Raw genomic sequence first — 18,400 nt, 5'->3', positions numbered from 1 at the left:
GAGTATCCCGAACCGAAAAAACGGGATAGACAGCTTGGCGATAACTTAGAACCGCAGCCGGGCAACATAGCTACTGCCGGCCGACAGTCAGATCGCCAATGTATGCTCGCGGAACGCGGCCAATAGCTCCTCGGTGAACTTCAGGCGTTTCTGGCGATCGGTCAGGTCCAGCATAAACTTCAGCTTGGTCGGCCCATCCAGGCGATAAATTTGCGGATTGCTTTGCAGCAAACCGATCAGATAACCCGGATCGACCCGATTCTTCTCGCCAAACTCGATAAACCCGCCACGCTCGTTCCCCTCAATGCGCTTAATCCCCAGTTTCTGCGCATGTTGGCGCAACGCCGCGCTTTGCAACAGGTTGCGCGCCGGATCCGGCAGCAGGCCGAAGCGGTCAATCAGTTCCACTTTCAGCTCTTCCAGTTCACCGTCGTTTTTCGCGCTGGCGATGCGTTTATAGAACGACAGGCGGGTGTTCACGTCCGGAATAAAATCGTCTGGCAGCAGGGCCGGCATGCGCAGCTCCACTTCGGTTTGGTTGCTGGTGAGATCTTCCAGCGACGGCTCGCGCCCGTTTTTCAGCGCGTCGACCGCGCTCTCCAGCAGTTCCATGTACAGCGAGAAGCCGACGGTGGTCATCTGGCCGCTTTGGTCTTCACCCAGCAGCTCGCCCGCGCCGCGGATTTCCAGGTCATGGGTGGCCAGCGCAAAGCCTGCGCCGAGATCTTCGAGCGAAGCGATGGCTTCCAGCCGTTTGTGCGCGTCGGTGCTCATGGCCTTCGGATTCGGCGTCAGCAGATAGGCGTAGGCCTGATGGTGCGAACGGCCTACGCGGCCGCGCAACTGATGCAGCTGCGCCAGCCCGAAGCGATCGGCGCGCTCGATGATAATGGTATTGGCGCTGGGAATATCGATGCCGGTTTCGATAATGGTGGTACAGACCAGCACGTTAAACCGCTGGTGGTGGAAATCGTTCATCACCCGCTCCAGATCGCGCTCGCGCATCTGGCCGTGACCGATGGCGATACGCGCTTCCGGCACCAGCTCAGCCAGTTTCTCCGCAGCCTTTTCGATGTTCTCCACGTCGTTGTACAGGTAGTAAACCTGGCCGCCGCGCAGCACTTCACGCAGGATCGCCTCGCGAACGACCAGGCTGTCGTACTCGCGCACGAAAGTTTTCACCGCCAGACGACGGGCCGGCGGGGTCGCGATAATCGACAGGTCGCGCATGCCGCTCATCGCCATATTCAGCGTACGCGGGATCGGCGTGGCGGTTAGCGTCAGGATATCCACGTCGGCGCGCATCGCCTTGATGCGTTCTTTGTGGCGCACGCCAAAGCGGTGTTCTTCGTCGACGATCAGCAGCCCCAGATCTTTCCAGCGCAGATCGCTCTGCAACAGTTTGTGGGTGCCGATAATAATGTCCACTTTGCCGTCGACGGCGTCGTCCATGATCTGTTGCTGCTCTTTGGCGCTGCGGAAACGCGACATCATCTCGATGCGAATCGGCCAGGTAGCGAAGCGATCGCGGAAGTTGTCGAAGTGCTGCTGCGCCAACAGCGTAGTGGGCACCAGTACCGCCACCTGCTTGCCGTTTTCCACCGCCAGGAAGGCCGCGCGCATCGCCACTTCGGTTTTGCCGAAGCCGACGTCGCCGCACACCAGTCTGTCCATCGCCAGCGGCTGGCACATGTCGCTCAGCACGGCGTTGATTGCCTGTTCCTGGTCCGGGGTGGTTTCGAACGGGAAGCTCTGGCAGAACAGCTGATACTGTTCGCGGTTGTGTTTGAAGGCGAAGCCGGATTTGGCGGCGCGCTGGGCGTAAATATCCAGCAGCTCGGCCGCCACGTCCCGCACCCGTTCTGCGGCTTTCTGCCGTGCGCGCGTCCAGGCGTCACCGCCCAACTTGTGCAGCGGTGCGTTTTCATCTGCGCCGCCGGCATAGCGGCTGATCAGGTGCAGCGAAGAGACCGGCACATAGAGTTTGTCTTCACCGGAGTAGGACAGGATCAGGTATTCGGCCTTGATGCCGCCGGCTTCCAGCGTCGTCAGGCCAACGTAACGCCCGACGCCGTGCTCCAGATGCACCACCGGCTGGCCGGGGTGCAGCTCCGCCAGGTTGCGGATCAGGGTATCGGTATTGATGGTGCGGCGATTGTCCTGTCGGCGGCGGCTGACGCGTTCGCCGAGCAGATCGCTTTCGCAGATCAGCGCCCGGTTGCGCATGCCGTCGAGGAAACCGCGCTCGGAGGCGCCGACCATCATGTAGCGGCCGGCCGGATCCGCCTGATCGAGATGTTGAATCAATGACGTGCCGAGTTTGATGCGGCCGAGCAGGTCTTGCAGCGTTTCGCGGCGGCCCTCGCTCTCGACCGAGAAAATCACGCTGCCGTCAAAGCTTTCTATAAAGTGGCGCAGTTGGTCCAACGGCGCTTTATTTTGGGCTTGCACCGCCAGGTCCGGCAGCGCGCGATAGTCCAGATTGGTGTTGCCGGCTTTGGCCGGCAGCGCTTCGGTTTTGAGTGCCATGCGCGGCCAGGCTTTCAATTCGCCAAACAGCGCGTCAACCCGCAACCACAGGCTGTCCGGCGCCAGCAGCGGGCGCATCGGATCGACGCGGCGGCTTTCGTAACGCTGGTTGACGTCCAGCCAGAAGCGCTCGGCGGCGCTCTCAAGGTTGCCGGTGTTGACGATCAGCGTGTTGGCCGGCAGGTAGCTGAACAGCGACGGCAGCGGCTGGCTGAAGAACAGCGGTTGCCAGTATTCGATGCCGGCCGGCCAGGTGCCTTTGCTCACCTGCTGGTAGATATGTTCGGCGTCGCGGCGCACCTCAAACTGCTCGCGCCACTGGCTGCGGAACAGCTCGATGGCGGTTTTGTCGGTCGGGAATTCATGGGCCGGCAGCAGGTTGATGGCCTCGACTTCGCTCAGCGTGCGCTGGGTGTCGACGTCGAAGATGCGCAGGCTGTCGATTTCGTCGTCGAAGAAATCGATGCGGTAAGGTTCCTCGCTGCCCATCGGGTATAAATCGAGCAGCGCGCCGCGGGTGGCGAACTCGCCGTGCTCCATCACCTGATCGACGCTGCGGTAGCCCGCTTGTTCCAGTTGGGCGCGCAGTTTTTCGCGCGACAGACGCTGGCCTTTTTTCATCACCAGCGCGTGGCCATGCAGGAACTCGTGCGGGCAGACGCGCTGCATCAGGGTATTGACCGGCAGAATGATGACGCCGCGCACCATGGTCGGCAGGTGGTACAGGCTCGACAGACGGGCGGAGATAATCTCCTGGTGCGGCGAGAAGCTGTCGTAGGGCAGGGTTTCCCAGTCGGACAGCGTGGTCACCATTTGATCGGTAAACTGCTGGATTTCGTCACGCAGCCGCAGGGCGTTCTGCATGTCCGGGGCGATCAGCATCACCGGCCCGTTATGACGTTCGACGATCTCGGCGCACTCCACGGCGCAGGCCGCGCCGGTTAGCTGCCCCAACTGGCGCAAATCGCCCGCGCGATCGGGCAGGGAATAACGGGAGGATGACGATGCAGAACGGTTACGGTTATCGGAGGTGCTCATTAAGGTATCTTTAATCAATGTGTTAAATTTCGCCCTGGCACAAATAACAAAGCGCCTTTACCCGGTAATACTAGCCCACTGGCCAGCAAACTGACATAGGTAAAAGCGCCATATCCGTCGTCTTTCAGGATGCTGCGTCGTTTATGACTAATACGGGTGCAGCATGCCGCGCCCCCTATCGAGTTTGGGCTAACGGGGCTTCAGGGGGAGCGTTAACCCACTGAAGGTATTATTCTTGCGCGCCCATAGCGAGGTATTGCGCGATTTTATCCACATCGACGTTGCCGCCGCTGACAATCACCCCGACTTTTTTACCGCGCAAATCCAGCAGCGAATTCATCGCCGCCGCTGCGGCCAGGCACCCGGTTGGTTCGACCACCATTTTCATCCGCTCCATAAAGAAGCGCATTTGCCGGCACAGCTGCGCGTCGGTGACCGTCAGGATATCCTCTACGTACTGCTGGATGATCGGGAAGGTGAGTGTGCCCACCTGCTGGGTTTGCGCGCCATCGGCGATGGTTTTCGGCACCGGAATGCGCACCGGCTGCCCGCTGCGAAAAGCCTGCTGCACGTCGTTGCCTGCCTGCGGCTCCACGCCGTACACCCGGCAACCCGGCGACCAGTGGTGGGCCGCTATCGCACTGCCGGAAAGCAGGCCGCCGCCGCCGGTAGACACCAATAACACGTCCAGCGGGCCGACTTCTTCTATCAGCTCTTTGGTGGCGGTGCCCTGGCCGGCCATCACCTGTGGGTAATCATAGGGGGGGACTATCGACAGACCTTGCTCTGCGGCCAGCCGCTGGGTTATCTCTTCGCGGTTCTCGCTGTGGCGTTGGTAAATCACCACGTTGGCACCGTAGCCGCGTGTCGCCGCCAGCTTGGTTTCCGGCGCGTCGTTCGGCATGACTATGGTGACGTTGACGCCCAGCTCCCGTGCCGCCAGCGCCATTGCCTGCGCGTGGTTACCGGAGGAAAAGGCAATCACTCCGGCCTTGCGCTGCGCTTCGCTCAATTGCGCGATCGCGTTGTACGCCCCGCGGAACTTAAAGGCACCGACGCGCTGGAAGTTCTCGCATTTGAAGAACAGTTTTGCGCCGGTGAGGTGGTCGGCCTGATGCGAGGTCATGACCGGCGTGCGGAGGGCATGTCCGGCCAGAATTTCTGCGGCGGCGGAGATATCGGCGGCGGTGATACAGTGGGGCGTTGAACTCATGGCGACCTCGCGTGGATGAAGGGGAGATTGATTGTTCGGATTTTTTAATTTACTCTTTGTAAATGTTTTGTCAAATGGTTAAGTTAATGGGCGATCTCAGGCAGGAAAATGCGCTATTGCTGCGCGAAGCGGAAAAAATTGTCCAGGCGCTGGGCATGATGTTTGCCCCCAGTTGCGAAGTGGTATTGCACGATCTGACACAGCCGGACCATGCTATCGTCGCCATCGCCAATAATCTGTCGAACCGCAGCATTGGTGACGCCGCCAGTGAAATGGGGCTGGAGCGCATTGCTTCGCCGGACTTTCCGGACGTGGTACAAAATTACGCCAATGCCTTTCCGGACGGGCGCCCGGCCAAGAGCACCTCGATCGGGCTGCGCAACAGTGAAGGCGTTTATGTGGCGGCCATCTGCCTCAATCTGGACGTCTCAATTTTCAACAGTGTCAACGCCATCCTGCAACAACTGACTGCGGTAGTGCAAAGTGCGCCGCAACCGGCGGCGGCGGGGGCCCGTTCGCTGTCGGATATCGCCGCCGTGATCAACAACTTTGCCGCATCGCACGCCACCCAGCCGCGTGCGCTTTCTTCAGAGCAGCGTTTTCAAGTGATCCAGTTATTGAAGCAGCAGGGCTATCTGCAACTGCGCGGCGCAGCCACCATGGCGGCAGAGGCTCTGGGCATTTCACGGGTGTCGGTTTATAACCTGTTAAAACGAGATGCCGGGTGACGTGCTGCCGCAAGCGTGATCGACGGAATAAAAGGCGTCTGGGTGGTTCCCTAAACGAGGTATAGCCTTTATTATCCTTGATCACTTTGCTTAAGCTACGGCAACAAAACGGATTTCATGTATCAACCTGTCGCGTTATTCATTGGCCTGCGCTACATGCGCGGGCGAGCCTCAGACCGCTTTGGGCGGTTTGTCTCCTGGCTGTCCACCATCGGCATTACGCTGGGGGTCATGGCGTTGGTCACCGTTTTGTCGGTGATGAACGGTTTTGAAAAAGATCTGGAAAACAACATCCTCGGCCTGATGCCGCAGGCGTTGATCACCAGCCCGCAAGGGTCGATCAATCCCCAGCAGATCCCGGCCTCGATGGCGCAGGGGTTGCAGGGCGTCAGCCGCGTTGCGCCGCTGACTACCGGCGACGTGGTGCTGCAAAGCGCCCGCAGCGTGGCGGTCGGCGTGATGCTCGGGGTGAACCCGGACGAAGCCGATCCGCTGACTCAGTATCTGGTGAACATTAAACAGCAACAGCTGCAACCGGGCCAGTACAATATCATCATCGGCGAGCAACTTGCCGGGCAACTGGGCGTCAAACGCGGCGACCAGCTGCGGGTGATGGTGCCGAGCGCCAGCCAGTTCACGCCGATGGGCCGTATTCCCAGCCAGCGCCTGTTTACCATTGTTGGCACCTTCCACGCCAACAGTGAGGTGGACGGCACCCAGATGCTGGTCAATCAACAAGACGCTTCACGCCTGATGCGCTACCCGGCCGGCAACATCACCGGCTGGCGCCTGTACCTGCAACAACCGCTGACGGTCGATACCCTCAGCCAGCAGAAACTGCCGCAGGGGACGCAATGGAAAGACTGGCGTGAACGCAAGGGCGAGCTGTTCCAGGCGGTACGCATGGAGAAAAACATGATGGGGCTGTTGCTCAGCCTGATCGTGGCGGTGGCGGCGTTTAACATCATTACTTCGCTCGGCCTGCTGGTGATGGAGAAGCAGGGCGAAGTCGCCATTCTGCAAACCCAGGGCCTGACCCGCCGGCAGATCATGTCGGTGTTTATGGTGCAGGGCGCCAGCGCCGGCATTATCGGTTCGCTGCTCGGCACGCTGCTGGGCGTGCTGTTGGCCACCAACCTGAATAACCTGATGCCGATCCTCGGCGCATTGATTGACGGCGCATCGCTGCCGGTGGCGGTCGATCCGCTGCAGGTGACGATTATCGCCGTAGCGGCGATGGCGGTATCCCTGTTGTCCACGCTTTACCCTTCATGGCGCGCTGCCGCCGTACAACCCGCTGAGGCTTTACGTTATGAGTAACCATCTTTTGCTGCAGTGCGAAAACCTGTGCAAGACCTATCAGGAAGGCAACCTGCATACCGACGTACTGCGTAATGTCAGCTTTGCCATGCAGCCGGGCGAGATGATGGCGATTGTCGGCAGCTCGGGTTCCGGTAAAAGCACCTTGTTGCACCTGCTGGGCGGGTTGGATTCGCCGACTTCCGGCGAAGTGATCTACAAAGGCCAGTCGCTGAACACCTTGTCGTCGGCGGCCAAGGCTGAACTGCGCAACCGCCAGTTGGGCTTTATTTATCAGTTCCACCACCTGTTGCCGGACTTCACCGCGTTGGAAAACGCCGCCATGCCGCTGTTGATCGGCGGCATGAAACCGGCCCAGGCGCAGGAAAAGGCGCTGGAAATGCTGACGGCGGTCGGGCTGGAAAAACGCAGCAAACACCGGCCTTCGGAGCTGTCCGGCGGCGAGCGTCAACGCGTGGCGATCGCGCGTGCGTTGGTGAACAATCCTTCGCTGGTGCTGGCGGACGAACCGACAGGTAACCTCGACAAGCGCACCGCCGACAGCATCTTCGATCTGCTCGGTGAACTGAACGTGCGTCAGGGCACCGCCTTCCTGGTGGTGACCCATGATCTGCAACTGGCCAAACGTCTCAGCCGCCAGCTGGAAATGGCCGACGGTCACCTGCAGGCTCAACTGACCCTGATGGGAGCCGAGTAATGGCGGGTGCGTCACTTTCCTTTTTGACGGCGCTGCGTTTTAGCCGGGGCCGCAAGCGCGGCGGCATGGTGTCGCTGATTTCGGTGATCTCCACCATTGGCATTGCGCTGGGCGTGGCGGTGTTGATCGTCGGGCTGAGCGCGATGAACGGCTTTGAGCGCGAGCTGAAAAACCGTATTTTGGCGGTGGTGCCGCACGGTGAGATTGAGCCGGTGAAACAGCCGTTCAAAGACTGGTCGTCAATCTTGCAGCGGGTGGAAAAGGTGCCGGGCATCCTGGCCGCCGCTCCCTATATCAACTTTACCGGCCTGATGGAAAACGGCGCGCAGCTGCGTGCGGTTGGCGTCAAAGGGGTCAACCCGCAGCAGGAAAGCCAGCTCAGCGCACTGCCGAAATACGTGCAGGGCGATGCCTGGGCCAATTTCAAAAGCGGTGAACAGCAGGTGATCCTCGGCAAGGGCGTGGCCGATGCGCTGGGCGTGAAGCAGGGCTCTTACGTCACGGTAATGATCCCCAACAGCGATCCGCAAATGAAGCTGTTGCAACCGAAACGCATTCGTCTGCATGTCACCGGCATTCTGCAACTGAGCGGCCAATTGGACCACAGCCTGGCGATGGTGCCGCTGGCCGATGCCCAGCAGTATCTGGATATGGGCGACAGCGTGACCGGTATCGCGATTAAGGTCAATGACGTGTTTGCCGCCAACAAACTGGTGCGCGACGCGGGCGAAGTCACTAATTCCTACGTCTACATCAAGAGCTGGATCGGCACCTACGGCTACATGTATCGCGATATCCAGATGATCCGCGCCATCATGTATCTGGCGATGGTGCTGGTGATTGGCGTAGCCTGTTTCAATATTGTCTCCACGCTGGTGATGGCGGTGAAGGACAAGAGCGGCGATATCGCCGTGCTGCGCACTCTGGGCGCCAAAGACGGTTTTATCCGCGCCATATTCATCTGGTACGGCCTGCTGGCCGGGCTGGTGGGTAGCGTCAGCGGCGTGGTGGTCGGGGTGATCGCCTCGCTGCAACTGACCAACATCATCAAAGGATTGGAAAAACTGATGGGGCACTCGTTCCTGTCGGGAGATATCTACTTCATCGACTTCCTGCCTTCCGAACTGCACTGGCTGGACGTGGTGATTGTATTGGCGACCGCATTGGTGCTCAGCCTGTTGGCCAGTTGGTATCCGGCCAGGCGTGCCAGCCGTATCGATCCGGCGCGAGTGTTGAGCGGACAATAATGAAAATCAGGGGTGGCGGAAACGCCGCCCCCTTTTTTTAGCCTGAGGGTGGGTTATGTACTACGGTTTCGATATGGGCGGCACCAAGATTGAGCTGGGCGTATTTGATGCGGATCTGAATCGCATCTGGCAGAAACGGGTGCCGACGCCGCGTGACGACTACCGGCAATTGCTGACCACGCTGCGTGACCTGACTCTTGAGGCGGATGAGTTTTGCGGCCTGCGGGGCAAAGTGGGTATCGGCATTCCGGGGTTGCCCAATGATGACGGTACGTTGTTCACTTCCAACGTACCGGCGGCGATGGGGCAACCGCTGCCGCGCGATTTGGCTGAGCTGATTGGCCGCGACGTGCGCGTCGACAACGACGCCAACTGTTTTGCGCTGTCGGAAGCCTGGGACGAAGAGTTCCGCCGTTATCCTACCGTGCTGGGCATTATTCTGGGCACCGGAGTGGGTGGTGGGCTGATTGTGGAGGGCAAAGTGGTGTCCGGTCGCAATTACATCGCCGGCGAATTTGGTCACTTCCGGCTGCCGGTGGATGCGCTCGAGGTGCTGGGGCGTGATATACCTCGCGTTGCCTGCGGTTGCGGTCATCAGGGTTGCATCGAAAATTACATATCGGGCCGCGGTTTTGAGTGGATGTACGCTCACTTTTATCAGCAGCACTTGCCTGCGCAGCAGATCATTGCGCATTATCAGGCAGGCGAGCCGCAGGCAGTGGCTCACGTTGAGCGTTTTATGGACGTCCTGGCAATATGCCTGGGGAATCTGCTGACCATCATCGATCCGCACCTGGTGGTGATCGGTGGCGGGTTGTCGAATTTTGAAGCGATCTACCAGGCGTTGCCACAGCGATTGCCGGCGCACTTGTTGCGTGTGGCCAAGCTGCCGCGGATCGAGAAAGCACGCTACGGCGATGCCGGCGGCGTGCGCGGGGCGGCGTTCCTCAATTTGGAAAATAGGGAAAGGTAAGGAGAGAGTTAATGCACACTCGCCATCGGTTGTGTCAGTTTCGTAAGAGCAAGCATGTGCTGCATCAGCGCTTTCGTTCACGTATTTTCCATCGCGACACCATGGCGGCGGCCGAGCTGAAAAAGCCGTTTGTGGTGGTGTTGACCGGGGCCGGGATTTCAGCTGAATCGGGCATCCGCACCTTCCGCGCTGCGGACGGGCTGTGGGAAGAACACCAGGTGGAGGATGTCGCTACGCCGGAAGGTTACCAGCGCGATCCGCAACTGGTGCAGGCGTTCTACAATGCGCGCCGCCAACAACTGCAAACGCCGGAAATCGCGCCTAATGCCGCGCACCGCGCGCTGGCGGATTTGGAAGCCTGGCTGGGGGATAACTTCCTGCTGGTGACGCAAAATATCGATAACCTGCATGAGCGCGCCGGCAGCAAGCGGGTGCTGCATATGCACGGTGAATTGCTGAAAGCGCGCTGCACCAGCTCCGGGCAGGTGTTTGACTGGCCGGGAGATCTCAGCGTGGACGATCGTTGCCATTGCTGCCAGTTCCCGGCGCCGTTGCGCCCGCACGTGGTGTGGTTCGGCGAAATGCCGCTGGGTATGGACGAAATTTATCAGGCGCTGGCCAAGGCCGACTTCTTTGTCGCCATCGGCACCTCGGGCCATGTTTACCCGGCGGCCGGTTTCGTGCACGAGGCCCGGTTGGGCGGGGCGCATACCATGGAGCTGAATCTGGAACCCAGCCAGGTGGAAAGCCAGTTCGATGAGAAACACTATGGCCAGGCCAGTGAAGTGGTGCCGCGCTTTGTGCACAAATTCCTGGTAGGGAAAGTCGAACGGGCCGATCGGCCTTAACCTGCGGTTCAGAGCGCAGCAGGTTGCGCTCTGGTCGAGCCTGCCGACCGGTCGTTATTTTTACTGAATGGGCAGGGGGCGCGGTGAATTTCAAACAGGTATTCAGCCAGGCGGATCTGAGCAAAACGGATCTCACCATTCTCAACGCTATTTTCGACAACCCGGATGCATGCATCGACGACGGCATCCGGGCGGTTTCCGTCCGCTGCCACAGCTCACCCTCGACGCTGGTGCGGCTGGCAAAGAAACTGGGCTTTCGCGGCTATCTGGAACTGGTGTATTTCATCAAGTTCAACCTGGTGATGGCACCGGCGTTACAGGGGGAACCGCAACAGACCACCCCGGCCGATGAAAAGCAGCAGGCACAGTTTCTCGATATGCTCGACAGCGGCAAGATCCTGATCCACGGCAGCGGCTTCTCGCAACTGGTGGCGCAGTATATGTACAACAAATTCATGACGCTGGGGATCGACAGTTATCTGTCGCTGTGGCCGGATTTCGAGATCCTCGATCAGAAGATGCGTTTCCGCTTTGATATGGTGATTGTGATTTCAAAGTCAGGCAACAGCAATTCGGCGTTGAGCTGGAGTGAGGCGGTAAAACGCAACAATATCCGGCTGGCGGCGTTTTGCGGCGACGGCGACAGCCCGCTGGCGCGGCAGGCGGACATGACCTTTCTTTATGAGGACCGGCAGAAGTACGACCACGATATTTACTACCCCAATCCGTTTTTCGGCCATTGCCTGTTGGGGTTTGAGAATCTGGTCAAGGCCTGGTTTGAACGGCGCATCCCCTGAGGGCATGCGCCGCGTCGTTTAACCCCAGTGCTCGGCATATTGGTGATGGGCCTGCAGATATTCCTCGACCAGGGTTTTCGCCAGCGAATAGGAGTTCACCAGCGGGTGCACCATCAGCGCCTTGATGGCCTTCTGGCGGTTGCCCTCCAGGATGGCCGCGACCGCCAGGCGCTCGTACTCTTTGACCTGCGCGATCAGGTTCTTCTGGGTATCGGGGATATCGCGCATTTTCACCGGGTGAATGCCCGTGTTGCTCAATTCGCAACTGATTTCGATCACGTCCTCAGGGTGCAGGAAATCGAGCGTGTCATTGTTTTGCATCGACACCACCACGCGTTTTTGCTGGCCGTTATTCACCGCTTCCAGAATGTCTATCGCCACCCCGGCGTAACCGCCGCTGTCTGGTTGTTCGATAAATTGTTGCAGCGTCAGCATTTCACGCTCCTTCACCTTGCCCTGGCTCGATTCGCGCTGCATATAAGAATTTTCACGCGTCAGATAGTGGCTGAAATACACGCTGAAGGCCTGATCCAATTGGTGGGGGATATCCAGTTCGGCAAGGTCCGCCAGCATTTGCCGGTTAATCTGCGCAATCTGTTCGCCACGGGTTTCCCCGGCACCGACGATGGCGGCGATCGCCTGTTCGCGGTAGTAGTAATAATACAGGTACTCGTTGAGCATCAGGTTGTCGGACAGCGCCACCAGCTCCGGCGAGAAGTATTTCATGCAGGTATCGCGGTACAGGCGCGGGTCGGCCAGCAATTGCTCCGTCACCTCCTGGCCGTTGACCCGCACGTTGCGAAACCACGACAGGTGGTTCAGCCCGAAACAGTCGACGCTCAACTCGGCCTCGCGGCAACCCAGCAGCTCCGCCAGTTCACGGATAAACTCGCTGGGTGCGTCGCAAATGCCGTACACCTTGCGCCTGAAGCCGGATTTGATGATCGCCTCGGTCACCATGCCGGAAGGGTTGGTGAAGTTGAACAGCACCGCGTCCGGCGACGCCACCTGTTCGATCAAACGACAGTAATCGATGATGGCCGGAATGGAACGCATCGCCATGGCGAAACCGCCGGCGCCGGTGGTTTCCTGCCCCAACACCTGATGGTTGAGCGCGATGCGTTCGTCATGAATACGGCCTTCCTCGCCGCCGATGCGCAGGGTGGTGATGATGTAATCGGCGCCGCTCAGTGCCTGGCGGGCATCGCTGCTCAGGCTGAAGGCGATGTCGCTGCGGATGCGCTCGAACACCCCTTGTGCGATAGCGCCGTAAACGGCGAGTTTTTGCCGGTCGGTATCCATAAACACCACTTCGGTCACGCCGATGCGGTGCGCGTTATAGGCGATGGATTTGGCCAGGAACGGCGAACGTACGCCGCCGCCGCCCAGAACGGTTAATTTCATGACGAGTCTCCCTAGGAATAAACGTTATAAGGCCGCTAAATATTTTTCGACCTGATTCTTTACCTTGCCGACGGTGACGCCATAGATCACCTGGACTTCATTTCGATTTTTCACCACGCCTTTGGCGCCGGTGCTTTTTAATGCGGGCTCGTCAATAAGCTGCATATCTTTTAATTCCACCCGCAGCCGGGTGAAGCAGTTATCGACGGAAACAATATTGCTCTTGCCGCCGAGGGCGCGAATAATAATGCCGCTTAATTCGTTCGGCAGGTTTTTGCTATTTTGGTAGTCCTGTTTGGAATAAAGTTTGACCTCATCGTCATCCTCACGCCCCGGGGTTTTTAAGTTGAGTTTCAGCACCAGGGTTTTGAACACCAGGTAATACACGGCGAACTGCACCAGACCAATCACCACATACAGTGGCCAGCGCGTGAGGGCGACCGGCAGCGGCAGGTTATACACCAGGAACTCGATTAGACCGCTGGCGCCCCAGGGGCGAACCTCGAACAGATTGCACGCCACCTGCGACAGCGCGGTCAGCACCGCGTGGATCACCCACAGCAGCGGTGAAATAAACAGGAAGGTGAACTCTATCGGTTCGGTAATGCCCACCAGAATAGAGGTGGTGATGGCCGGGATCAGGATGGCCTTGGCCAGCATTTTCTTCTCTGGCCGGGCGGTGCGGTAGAAAGCCAGCGCTGCGCCGGACAGGCCGAAGATGGTCACCATGCCCTGTTGCGAAAAGCGCAGCGCTTCGTTCATCAGCGGAGAGATGCCGGGGTCGCGCATATAGGCGAGGAAAATCGCCTGTGAGCCGGACACCGTATGGCCGTCCTGGACTATCGACCCCCCGATGCTGGTGAGCTGAAACGGTGACCAGATAAAGTGGTGCAGCCCGGTGGGGATCAGGAACTTCTCGAAGAAACCGTAGACAAACACGCCGAGCGAGCCGGAGCTTTTCATAAAGCCGGTCAGGGTGATCAGACCGTGCGAAATGGCCGGCCACAGGTAGCTGAAGCCGACGGCGTACAGCATAATCACCGGCGTCATGGCGATCAGCACCAGTTTGGAACCGCCGTAGACCGAGAACACGCCGTTCAGCTCCAGGTTGCAGAGTTTGTTGTGCACCCAGGCGATGGTGATGCCGAGGATCAGGCCGAGGAAAATGCCCATATCCACCACGGTAAAGCCCAGCAGCTCGGTTTGCCCGGTACCGTAATATTGCCCGTTAATTTTCTGCGCGACGTGGCCGCTCAATTGCAAATAGGAGGAGTTGGCACCGAGGAACATAATAAAGCACATCACGGCGACCAGCGCCGCTTCGCTTTTTTTATCCTTTGCCAGACCGTAGGTGATGCCAATACAAAAAATGAGCCCGAGGTTGCCAAACAACGGCCAAAAGGTATCCCCGATCATTTTGCCAATATGAAATACGCCGGAGTTTTCATTCACCAGCGTGGCGTTGGTAAGAATAGAACTTAATGCCAGAATCAAGCCAATTACCGGCAGAAAAAATATCGGCCCCATCATGGCTTTCGAGAAAGTCTGCAGCTTGCTTAAGATATTATCAATAATACCTTTCATGGCAGTTCCTTTTTATATTTTAGTGGATAACGACGTTGCTGATAAAATTCCCTGGTGTGGCGAAAATAAAAGGATAAGAATGCGGCAATCTCTGCCTTGAATTAGTTATAGGTGGAATGATTAGGCGTTGCAATCGGTTGCCCGAAAAAGGCACCTGTGGTCAGCGGCTGACAACAGGTACCAGGCGTGAAGTGGATCACATCAGGGAGTGAGCGGCTGCCAGGCTGGAGACGGCTGTCGAGATGGCAAACATCGCGGGAATTAATGATTTCCGTTAATTCTGGTTAAAAATGACCTGTCTCAATATTTGATCCGGATCGGTTCCGCATAATGAAACGCGATATTCTGAGGGCGGATACCATGAATAAACTACTTGATCGCTTTTTTAACTACGTCTCTTTCGACACGCAATCTAAAGCGAACGTCAAACATGTGCCGAGTACCGACGGGCAACTGAAGCTGGCGCGTGCGTTGCAACAGGAAATGATTGAACTGGGGTTTGAACGGGTGTCGCTCAGCGAGCATGGCTGCGTGATGGGGACTTTGCCGGGCAACGTTGCCTGGCCGGTGCCGGCCATTGGTTTTATTTCCCATTTGGATACTTCACCGGAATTTACCAGTAAGCACGTTAACCCGCAGATTGTCGAAAATTACCGCGGCGGCGATATTGCGCTGGGCATTGGCGATGAGGTGCTGTCGCCGGTGATGTTCCCGATCCTGCACCAAATGCTGGGGCAGACGCTGATCACCGCGGATGGCAAAACGCTGCTCGGCGCGGATGACAAAGCGGGCATTGCCGAAATCCTTACCGCCATGGTGCGGTTGCACCAGCGCAATATCCCGCATGGCGATATTCGCGTGGCCTTCACCCCGGACGAAGAAGTGGGCAAAGGCGCTCAGCTGTTTGACGTAGAAGAGTTCAGCGCCGAGTGGGCCTATACCGTGGACGGTGGCGGTGTCGGCGAGCTGGAATGCGAAAACTTCAATGCGGCGTCGGTGACGGTCAAAATTGTCGGCAACAACGTTCACCCCGGCAGCGCCAAAGGCGTGATGGTTAACGCGTTGTCGCTGGCGACCCGTATCCAGCAGGCGTTACCGGCGGATGAAACCCCGGAAACCACCGCCGGCTACCAGGGGTTCTACCACCTCAGTGGCATCAAGGGGAGCGTTGAACGTGTCGAAATGCACTACATCCTGCGTGATTTCGAGCATGAAGGTTTTGAAGCGCGCAAACGCCGGATGATTGAAGTGGCACGCCAGGTGGGCAAAGGCCTGCCGCGCGATTGCCATATCGAAGTGGCGATCGAAGACAGCTATTACAACATGCGCGAGCATGTGGCCGAGCACCCGCATGTGATCGCGCTGGCGCAGCAGGCGATGCGTGATTGCGATATCGAACCGGTAATGAAGCCGATTCGCGGCGGCACCGACGGGGCGCAGCTGTCGTTTCGCGGCCTGCCATGCCCGAACCTGTTTACCGGCGGCTACAACTTTCACGGCAAGCACGAGTTCGTTTCGCTCGAGGGCATGGAGCAGGCGGTGGCCGTCATCATGCGTATCGCAGCGCTGACGGCCGAGCGCGCCAGAGAGCGTTGATTGCCGTTGTCATAATTGCTTGCCGCAATCACGCTTTACTCCTAGTGTTTGTGAACCTCTTTTCAGCGCAAGGACCCGTCTTATGAGCACCGAACACCGTATCGACAGCCAAAGCCTTGAGCAATTCGTACAGGCCATTTGGCGCCACGCAGGCAGCACGGATCGGGAGGCCGCGCTGGTGGCCGAGCATCTGGTACAGGCCAATCTGGCCGGGCATGATTCGCATGGCGTCGGCATGATCCCAAGCTATATGGCGTCGCTGGCGGAAGGGCAGTTGCAGCTTAACGTTCATGCCAGGGTGGTGCGTGACGCCGGCGCGGTGCTGACGATTGACGGCGGCCAGGGATTCGGCCAGGTGGTGGCCAGTGAAGCGATGGATCTGGGGATCGAACGTGCCCGGCAGTTGGGGCTGGCGGCGGTGGCTTTGCATAATTCCCACCATATCGGCCGCATCGGTCACTGGGCCGAGCAGTGTGCGCGCGCCGGTTTTATCGCCATTCATTTCGTCAACGTGGTGGGTGACCCGATGGTGGCACCGTTCGGCGGCAGCGATCGCCGCTTTGGCACCAACCCGTTTTGCGTGATTTTCCCGCGTGAGGGTAAAAAGCCGCTGCTGCTGGACTTCGCCACCAGCGGCATTGCCTACGGCAAAACGCGGGTGGCCTACAACAAAGGCCTGAGCGTGGCACCGGGCTACCTGATTGATCAACAAGGCCAACCGACCACCGAACCCGGCGTGATGCACGAACAACCTTTCGGCTCGCTGTTGCCGTTCGGCGCCCACAAGGGCTATGCGCTGGCAACTCTGTGCGAAATTCTCGGTGGCGCGCTCTCCGGCGGTCGCACTACCCATAACGCCACACTGAAGACCGACAGCAGCGCCATTTTCAACTGTATGACCACCATCATCCTTAACCCGGAAGCCTTTGAAGCGCCGGAGATGCAGAGCGAGGCCGAGGCGTTTATCGACTGGGTCAAGGCTTCGCCGCCAAGCGACGGCAAGCCGATCGAGGTGCCGGGCGAATGGGAAGAAGCGAACCGTGAAGCGCGGTTGCAGCGGGGGATCCCGATAGACGACAACACCTGGCGGCAGATTTGCGCGGCGGCGAAACAGGTCGGCATGTCGGAAAACGAGCTGGACGGCTACCGGGCGCGGGCGTCGCAGGTATAAAAATCTATGGTCCCCACCACCCTGTGAGCGGTACGCTGACAGGGTGGTGGGGACCATCTCATTAGCCACCTGCCGAAGCGGGTGGCTCTAACCGAGGGTTATTGGGGTTAGTCGTTGAAGTACCAGTAACCGCTGTTGATCAGCGCGGTGAGCATGGCGAGGAACGACGGATCGTCGATGGCGTCGCCCAGCATGGCGGCGTTAACGCTGAAGTGCTGACACAGCGCGTCGGCGGCTTGCAGATGTTCGGTATCAATCAGCTCGCCATTGACAAAGCAGCGGTCGCCAACGCGCAGCACGCGCAGGCCGCCCAGGCGTTGCAAAGGCTCACCCTGTTGCAACAGCTCGTAGATTTCTCCGGCCTGATACGGCGGCTCCGGCGGCGCGGCGTCCAGCTCATGGCGGGTCTGGGAAATAAACTCACCGAACCAGTGCTGGAAGTGTTCCGGTTGCTGAACCAGATCCAGCATCATCTGACGCAGAGCGTCGACTTCCTGCGGCAAGATCTGCGCCGGTTGGTCGCGCAACTGAATATCCGGATCGCTGTAACGTTGGCTGCCCAGCTCGCGTGCCAGCACGTAATCGGCAAAGCCGCTGATCAACTCGCGGCCGTTCGGTGCGCGGAAGCCCACAGAGTAATTCAGCGCATTTTCCAGCGCGTAACCTTCATGCGGGAAGCCCGGCGGGATATACAGAATATCGCCCGGTTCCATTTCTTCGTCGATAATGGCGTCGAACGGCTCAACCTGCAGCAGATCCGGATGTGGGCAGTGCTGCTTCATCGGCACCTTCTCGCCTACGCGCCAGCGGCGGCGGCCGGTACCCTGAATGATAAAGACATCGTATTGATCGAGGTGCGGGCCAACGCCGCCGCCAGGGACCGAGAACGAAATCATCAGGTCGTCCATCCGCCAGTCCGGCAGTTGGCGGAACGGGCGCATCAGCGCGCTGGAAGGCTCATGCCAGTGGTCCACCGCCTGCACCAGCAGCGACCAGTTGTTTTCGCTCAGGTGGTCAAAGCTCTCGAAGGGACCGTGGGCAACCTGCCAGCGGCCGTCCTGGTGGCTGACCAGGCGGCTATCCACTTCGTTTTCCATCGCCAGCCCGGCCAGCTCATCCGGGGAGATTGGATCGATAAAGTTTTTGAAGCCGCGCTTCAGAATTACCGGACGCTTTTGCCAGTAACGTTGCAAAAAGTCGTTCCAGTCCAGATCTAATTGATAATCCATGTTCTATTCCAGCAGAAAGGAGTGAG

Annotated in this window: 14 protein-coding genes; 9 read left to right on the top strand and 5 right to left on the bottom strand. The window is 58.8% G+C overall.

The window, feature by feature from the left end; translation table 11 throughout:
* Positions 1-87: 87 nt before the first annotated feature.
* Both mfd and D4100_RS04410 read right to left on the bottom strand, forming a co-directional pair.
* Positions 88-3,567 (bottom strand): transcription-repair coupling factor, encoded by a 3,480-nt coding sequence (gene mfd / locus D4100_RS04415; RefSeq protein WP_119803256.1) that lies wholly within the window; start codon positions 3,565-3,567, stop codon positions 88-90.
* Between the two features lie 229 nt (positions 3,568-3,796).
* Positions 3,797-4,780, bottom strand: a complete 984-nt coding sequence (locus D4100_RS04410) for a threo-3-hydroxy-L-aspartate ammonia-lyase (protein WP_119803254.1) — start codon at positions 4,778-4,780, stop codon at positions 3,797-3,799.
* An 86-nt stretch (positions 4,781-4,866) separates the two neighbouring features.
* Here D4100_RS04410 and D4100_RS04405 point away from each other — a divergent pair, with 86 nt between their 5' ends.
* From D4100_RS04405 to D4100_RS04375, 7 genes are all read left to right on the top strand, one after another.
* Positions 4,867-5,508: a helix-turn-helix transcriptional regulator gene (locus D4100_RS04405; protein ID WP_119803252.1), complete on the top strand. Its 642-nt coding sequence runs from the start codon at positions 4,867-4,869 to the stop codon at positions 5,506-5,508.
* Between the two features lie 117 nt (positions 5,509-5,625).
* The gene (gene lolC / locus D4100_RS04400) at positions 5,626-6,828 is read left to right on the top strand and encodes a lipoprotein-releasing ABC transporter permease subunit LolC (RefSeq protein ID WP_119803250.1); all 1,203 of its coding nucleotides are present in this window, start codon (positions 5,626-5,628) and stop codon (positions 6,826-6,828) included.
* Positions 6,821-7,525 (top strand): lipoprotein-releasing ABC transporter ATP-binding protein LolD, encoded by a 705-nt coding sequence (gene lolD / locus D4100_RS04395; RefSeq protein ID WP_006316762.1) that lies wholly within the window; start codon positions 6,821-6,823, stop codon positions 7,523-7,525. Before lolC ends, lolD begins: the two co-directional genes overlap by 8 nt.
* Positions 7,525-8,772, top strand: a complete 1,248-nt coding sequence (gene lolE, locus D4100_RS04390; RefSeq protein WP_006316763.1) for a lipoprotein-releasing ABC transporter permease subunit LolE — start codon at positions 7,525-7,527, stop codon at positions 8,770-8,772. The genes lolD and lolE overlap by 1 nt, the downstream gene beginning before the upstream one ends.
* 55 nt (positions 8,773-8,827) lie before the next feature.
* Entirely contained in the window at positions 8,828-9,745 is a 918-nt protein-coding gene (gene nagK, locus D4100_RS04385; protein WP_006316764.1) for an N-acetylglucosamine kinase, read from the top strand.
* Between the two features lie 11 nt (positions 9,746-9,756).
* Positions 9,757-10,593 (top strand): Sir2 family NAD+-dependent deacetylase, encoded by an 837-nt coding sequence (gene cobB, locus D4100_RS04380; protein ID WP_119803248.1) that lies wholly within the window; start codon positions 9,757-9,759, stop codon positions 10,591-10,593.
* Between the two features lie 83 nt (positions 10,594-10,676).
* Entirely contained in the window at positions 10,677-11,390 is a 714-nt protein-coding gene (locus D4100_RS04375; RefSeq protein WP_119803246.1) for a MurR/RpiR family transcriptional regulator, read from the top strand.
* Between the two features lie 18 nt (positions 11,391-11,408).
* Here the strand turns inward: D4100_RS04375 and D4100_RS04370 are convergent, their stop codons facing one another.
* A complete protein-coding gene (locus D4100_RS04370) occupies positions 11,409-12,794 on the bottom strand; it encodes a family 4 glycosyl hydrolase (RefSeq protein ID WP_119803244.1) in 1,386 nt (461 codons plus the stop codon).
* A gap of 24 nt (positions 12,795-12,818) precedes the next feature.
* A complete protein-coding gene (locus tag D4100_RS04365; protein WP_006316768.1) occupies positions 12,819-14,378 on the bottom strand; it encodes a PTS transporter subunit EIIC in 1,560 nt (519 codons plus the stop codon).
* 360 nt (positions 14,379-14,738) lie between these two features.
* Between D4100_RS04365 and pepT the strand changes: the two genes are divergently transcribed.
* Together pepT and D4100_RS04355 are read left to right on the top strand one after the other, a co-directional pair.
* On the top strand, positions 14,739-15,974 hold the full coding sequence (gene pepT, locus D4100_RS04360) for a peptidase T (RefSeq protein WP_119804108.1): 1,236 nt from the start codon (positions 14,739-14,741) through the stop codon (positions 15,972-15,974).
* 82 nt (positions 15,975-16,056) lie between these two features.
* Entirely contained in the window at positions 16,057-17,145 is a 1,089-nt protein-coding gene (locus tag D4100_RS04355) for a malate/lactate/ureidoglycolate dehydrogenase (protein ID WP_119803242.1), read from the top strand.
* 107 nt (positions 17,146-17,252) lie between these two features.
* Here D4100_RS04355 and D4100_RS04350 read toward each other — a convergent pair whose 3' ends face one another.
* The gene (locus D4100_RS04350; RefSeq protein ID WP_006316771.1) at positions 17,253-18,374 is read right to left on the bottom strand and encodes a ribosomal protein uL16 3-hydroxylase; all 1,122 of its coding nucleotides are present in this window, start codon (positions 18,372-18,374) and stop codon (positions 17,253-17,255) included.
* Positions 18,375-18,400 lie beyond the last annotated feature (26 nt).

The organism is Serratia inhibens, from assembly GCF_003591175.1.
GTDB classification, from domain to species: Bacteria; Pseudomonadota; Gammaproteobacteria; order Enterobacterales; family Enterobacteriaceae; genus Serratia; species Serratia inhibens.
The sequence above is the reverse complement of the archived record's forward strand: the minus strand, read 5'-3'. Positions and strand labels throughout refer to the sequence as shown.

Coding starts and splice junctions, on each gene's coding strand:
- pepT (WP_119804108.1), top strand. CDS start 14,739: ATGAATAAACTACTTGATCGCTTTTTTAACTACGTCTCTTTCGACACG.
- lolC (WP_119803250.1), top strand. CDS start 5,626: ATGTATCAACCTGTCGCGTTATTCATTGGCCTGCGCTACATGCGCGGG.
- lolD (WP_006316762.1), top strand. CDS start 6,821: ATGAGTAACCATCTTTTGCTGCAGTGCGAAAACCTGTGCAAGACCTAT.
- D4100_RS04365 (WP_006316768.1), bottom strand. CDS start 14,378: ATGAAAGGTATTATTGATAATATCTTAAGCAAGCTGCAGACTTTCTCG.
- lolE (WP_006316763.1), top strand. CDS start 7,525: ATGGCGGGTGCGTCACTTTCCTTTTTGACGGCGCTGCGTTTTAGCCGG.
- D4100_RS04410 (WP_119803254.1), bottom strand. CDS start 4,780: ATGAGTTCAACGCCCCACTGTATCACCGCCGCCGATATCTCCGCCGCC.
- nagK (WP_006316764.1), top strand. CDS start 8,828: ATGTACTACGGTTTCGATATGGGCGGCACCAAGATTGAGCTGGGCGTA.
- mfd (WP_119803256.1), bottom strand. CDS start 3,567: ATGAGCACCTCCGATAACCGTAACCGTTCTGCATCGTCATCCTCCCGT.
- D4100_RS04350 (WP_006316771.1), bottom strand. CDS start 18,374: ATGGATTATCAATTAGATCTGGACTGGAACGACTTTTTGCAACGTTAC.
- D4100_RS04370 (WP_119803244.1), bottom strand. CDS start 12,794: ATGAAATTAACCGTTCTGGGCGGCGGCGGCGTACGTTCGCCGTTCCTG.
- cobB (WP_119803248.1), top strand. CDS start 9,757: ATGCACACTCGCCATCGGTTGTGTCAGTTTCGTAAGAGCAAGCATGTG.
- D4100_RS04405 (WP_119803252.1), top strand. CDS start 4,867: ATGGGCGATCTCAGGCAGGAAAATGCGCTATTGCTGCGCGAAGCGGAA.
- D4100_RS04355 (WP_119803242.1), top strand. CDS start 16,057: ATGAGCACCGAACACCGTATCGACAGCCAAAGCCTTGAGCAATTCGTA.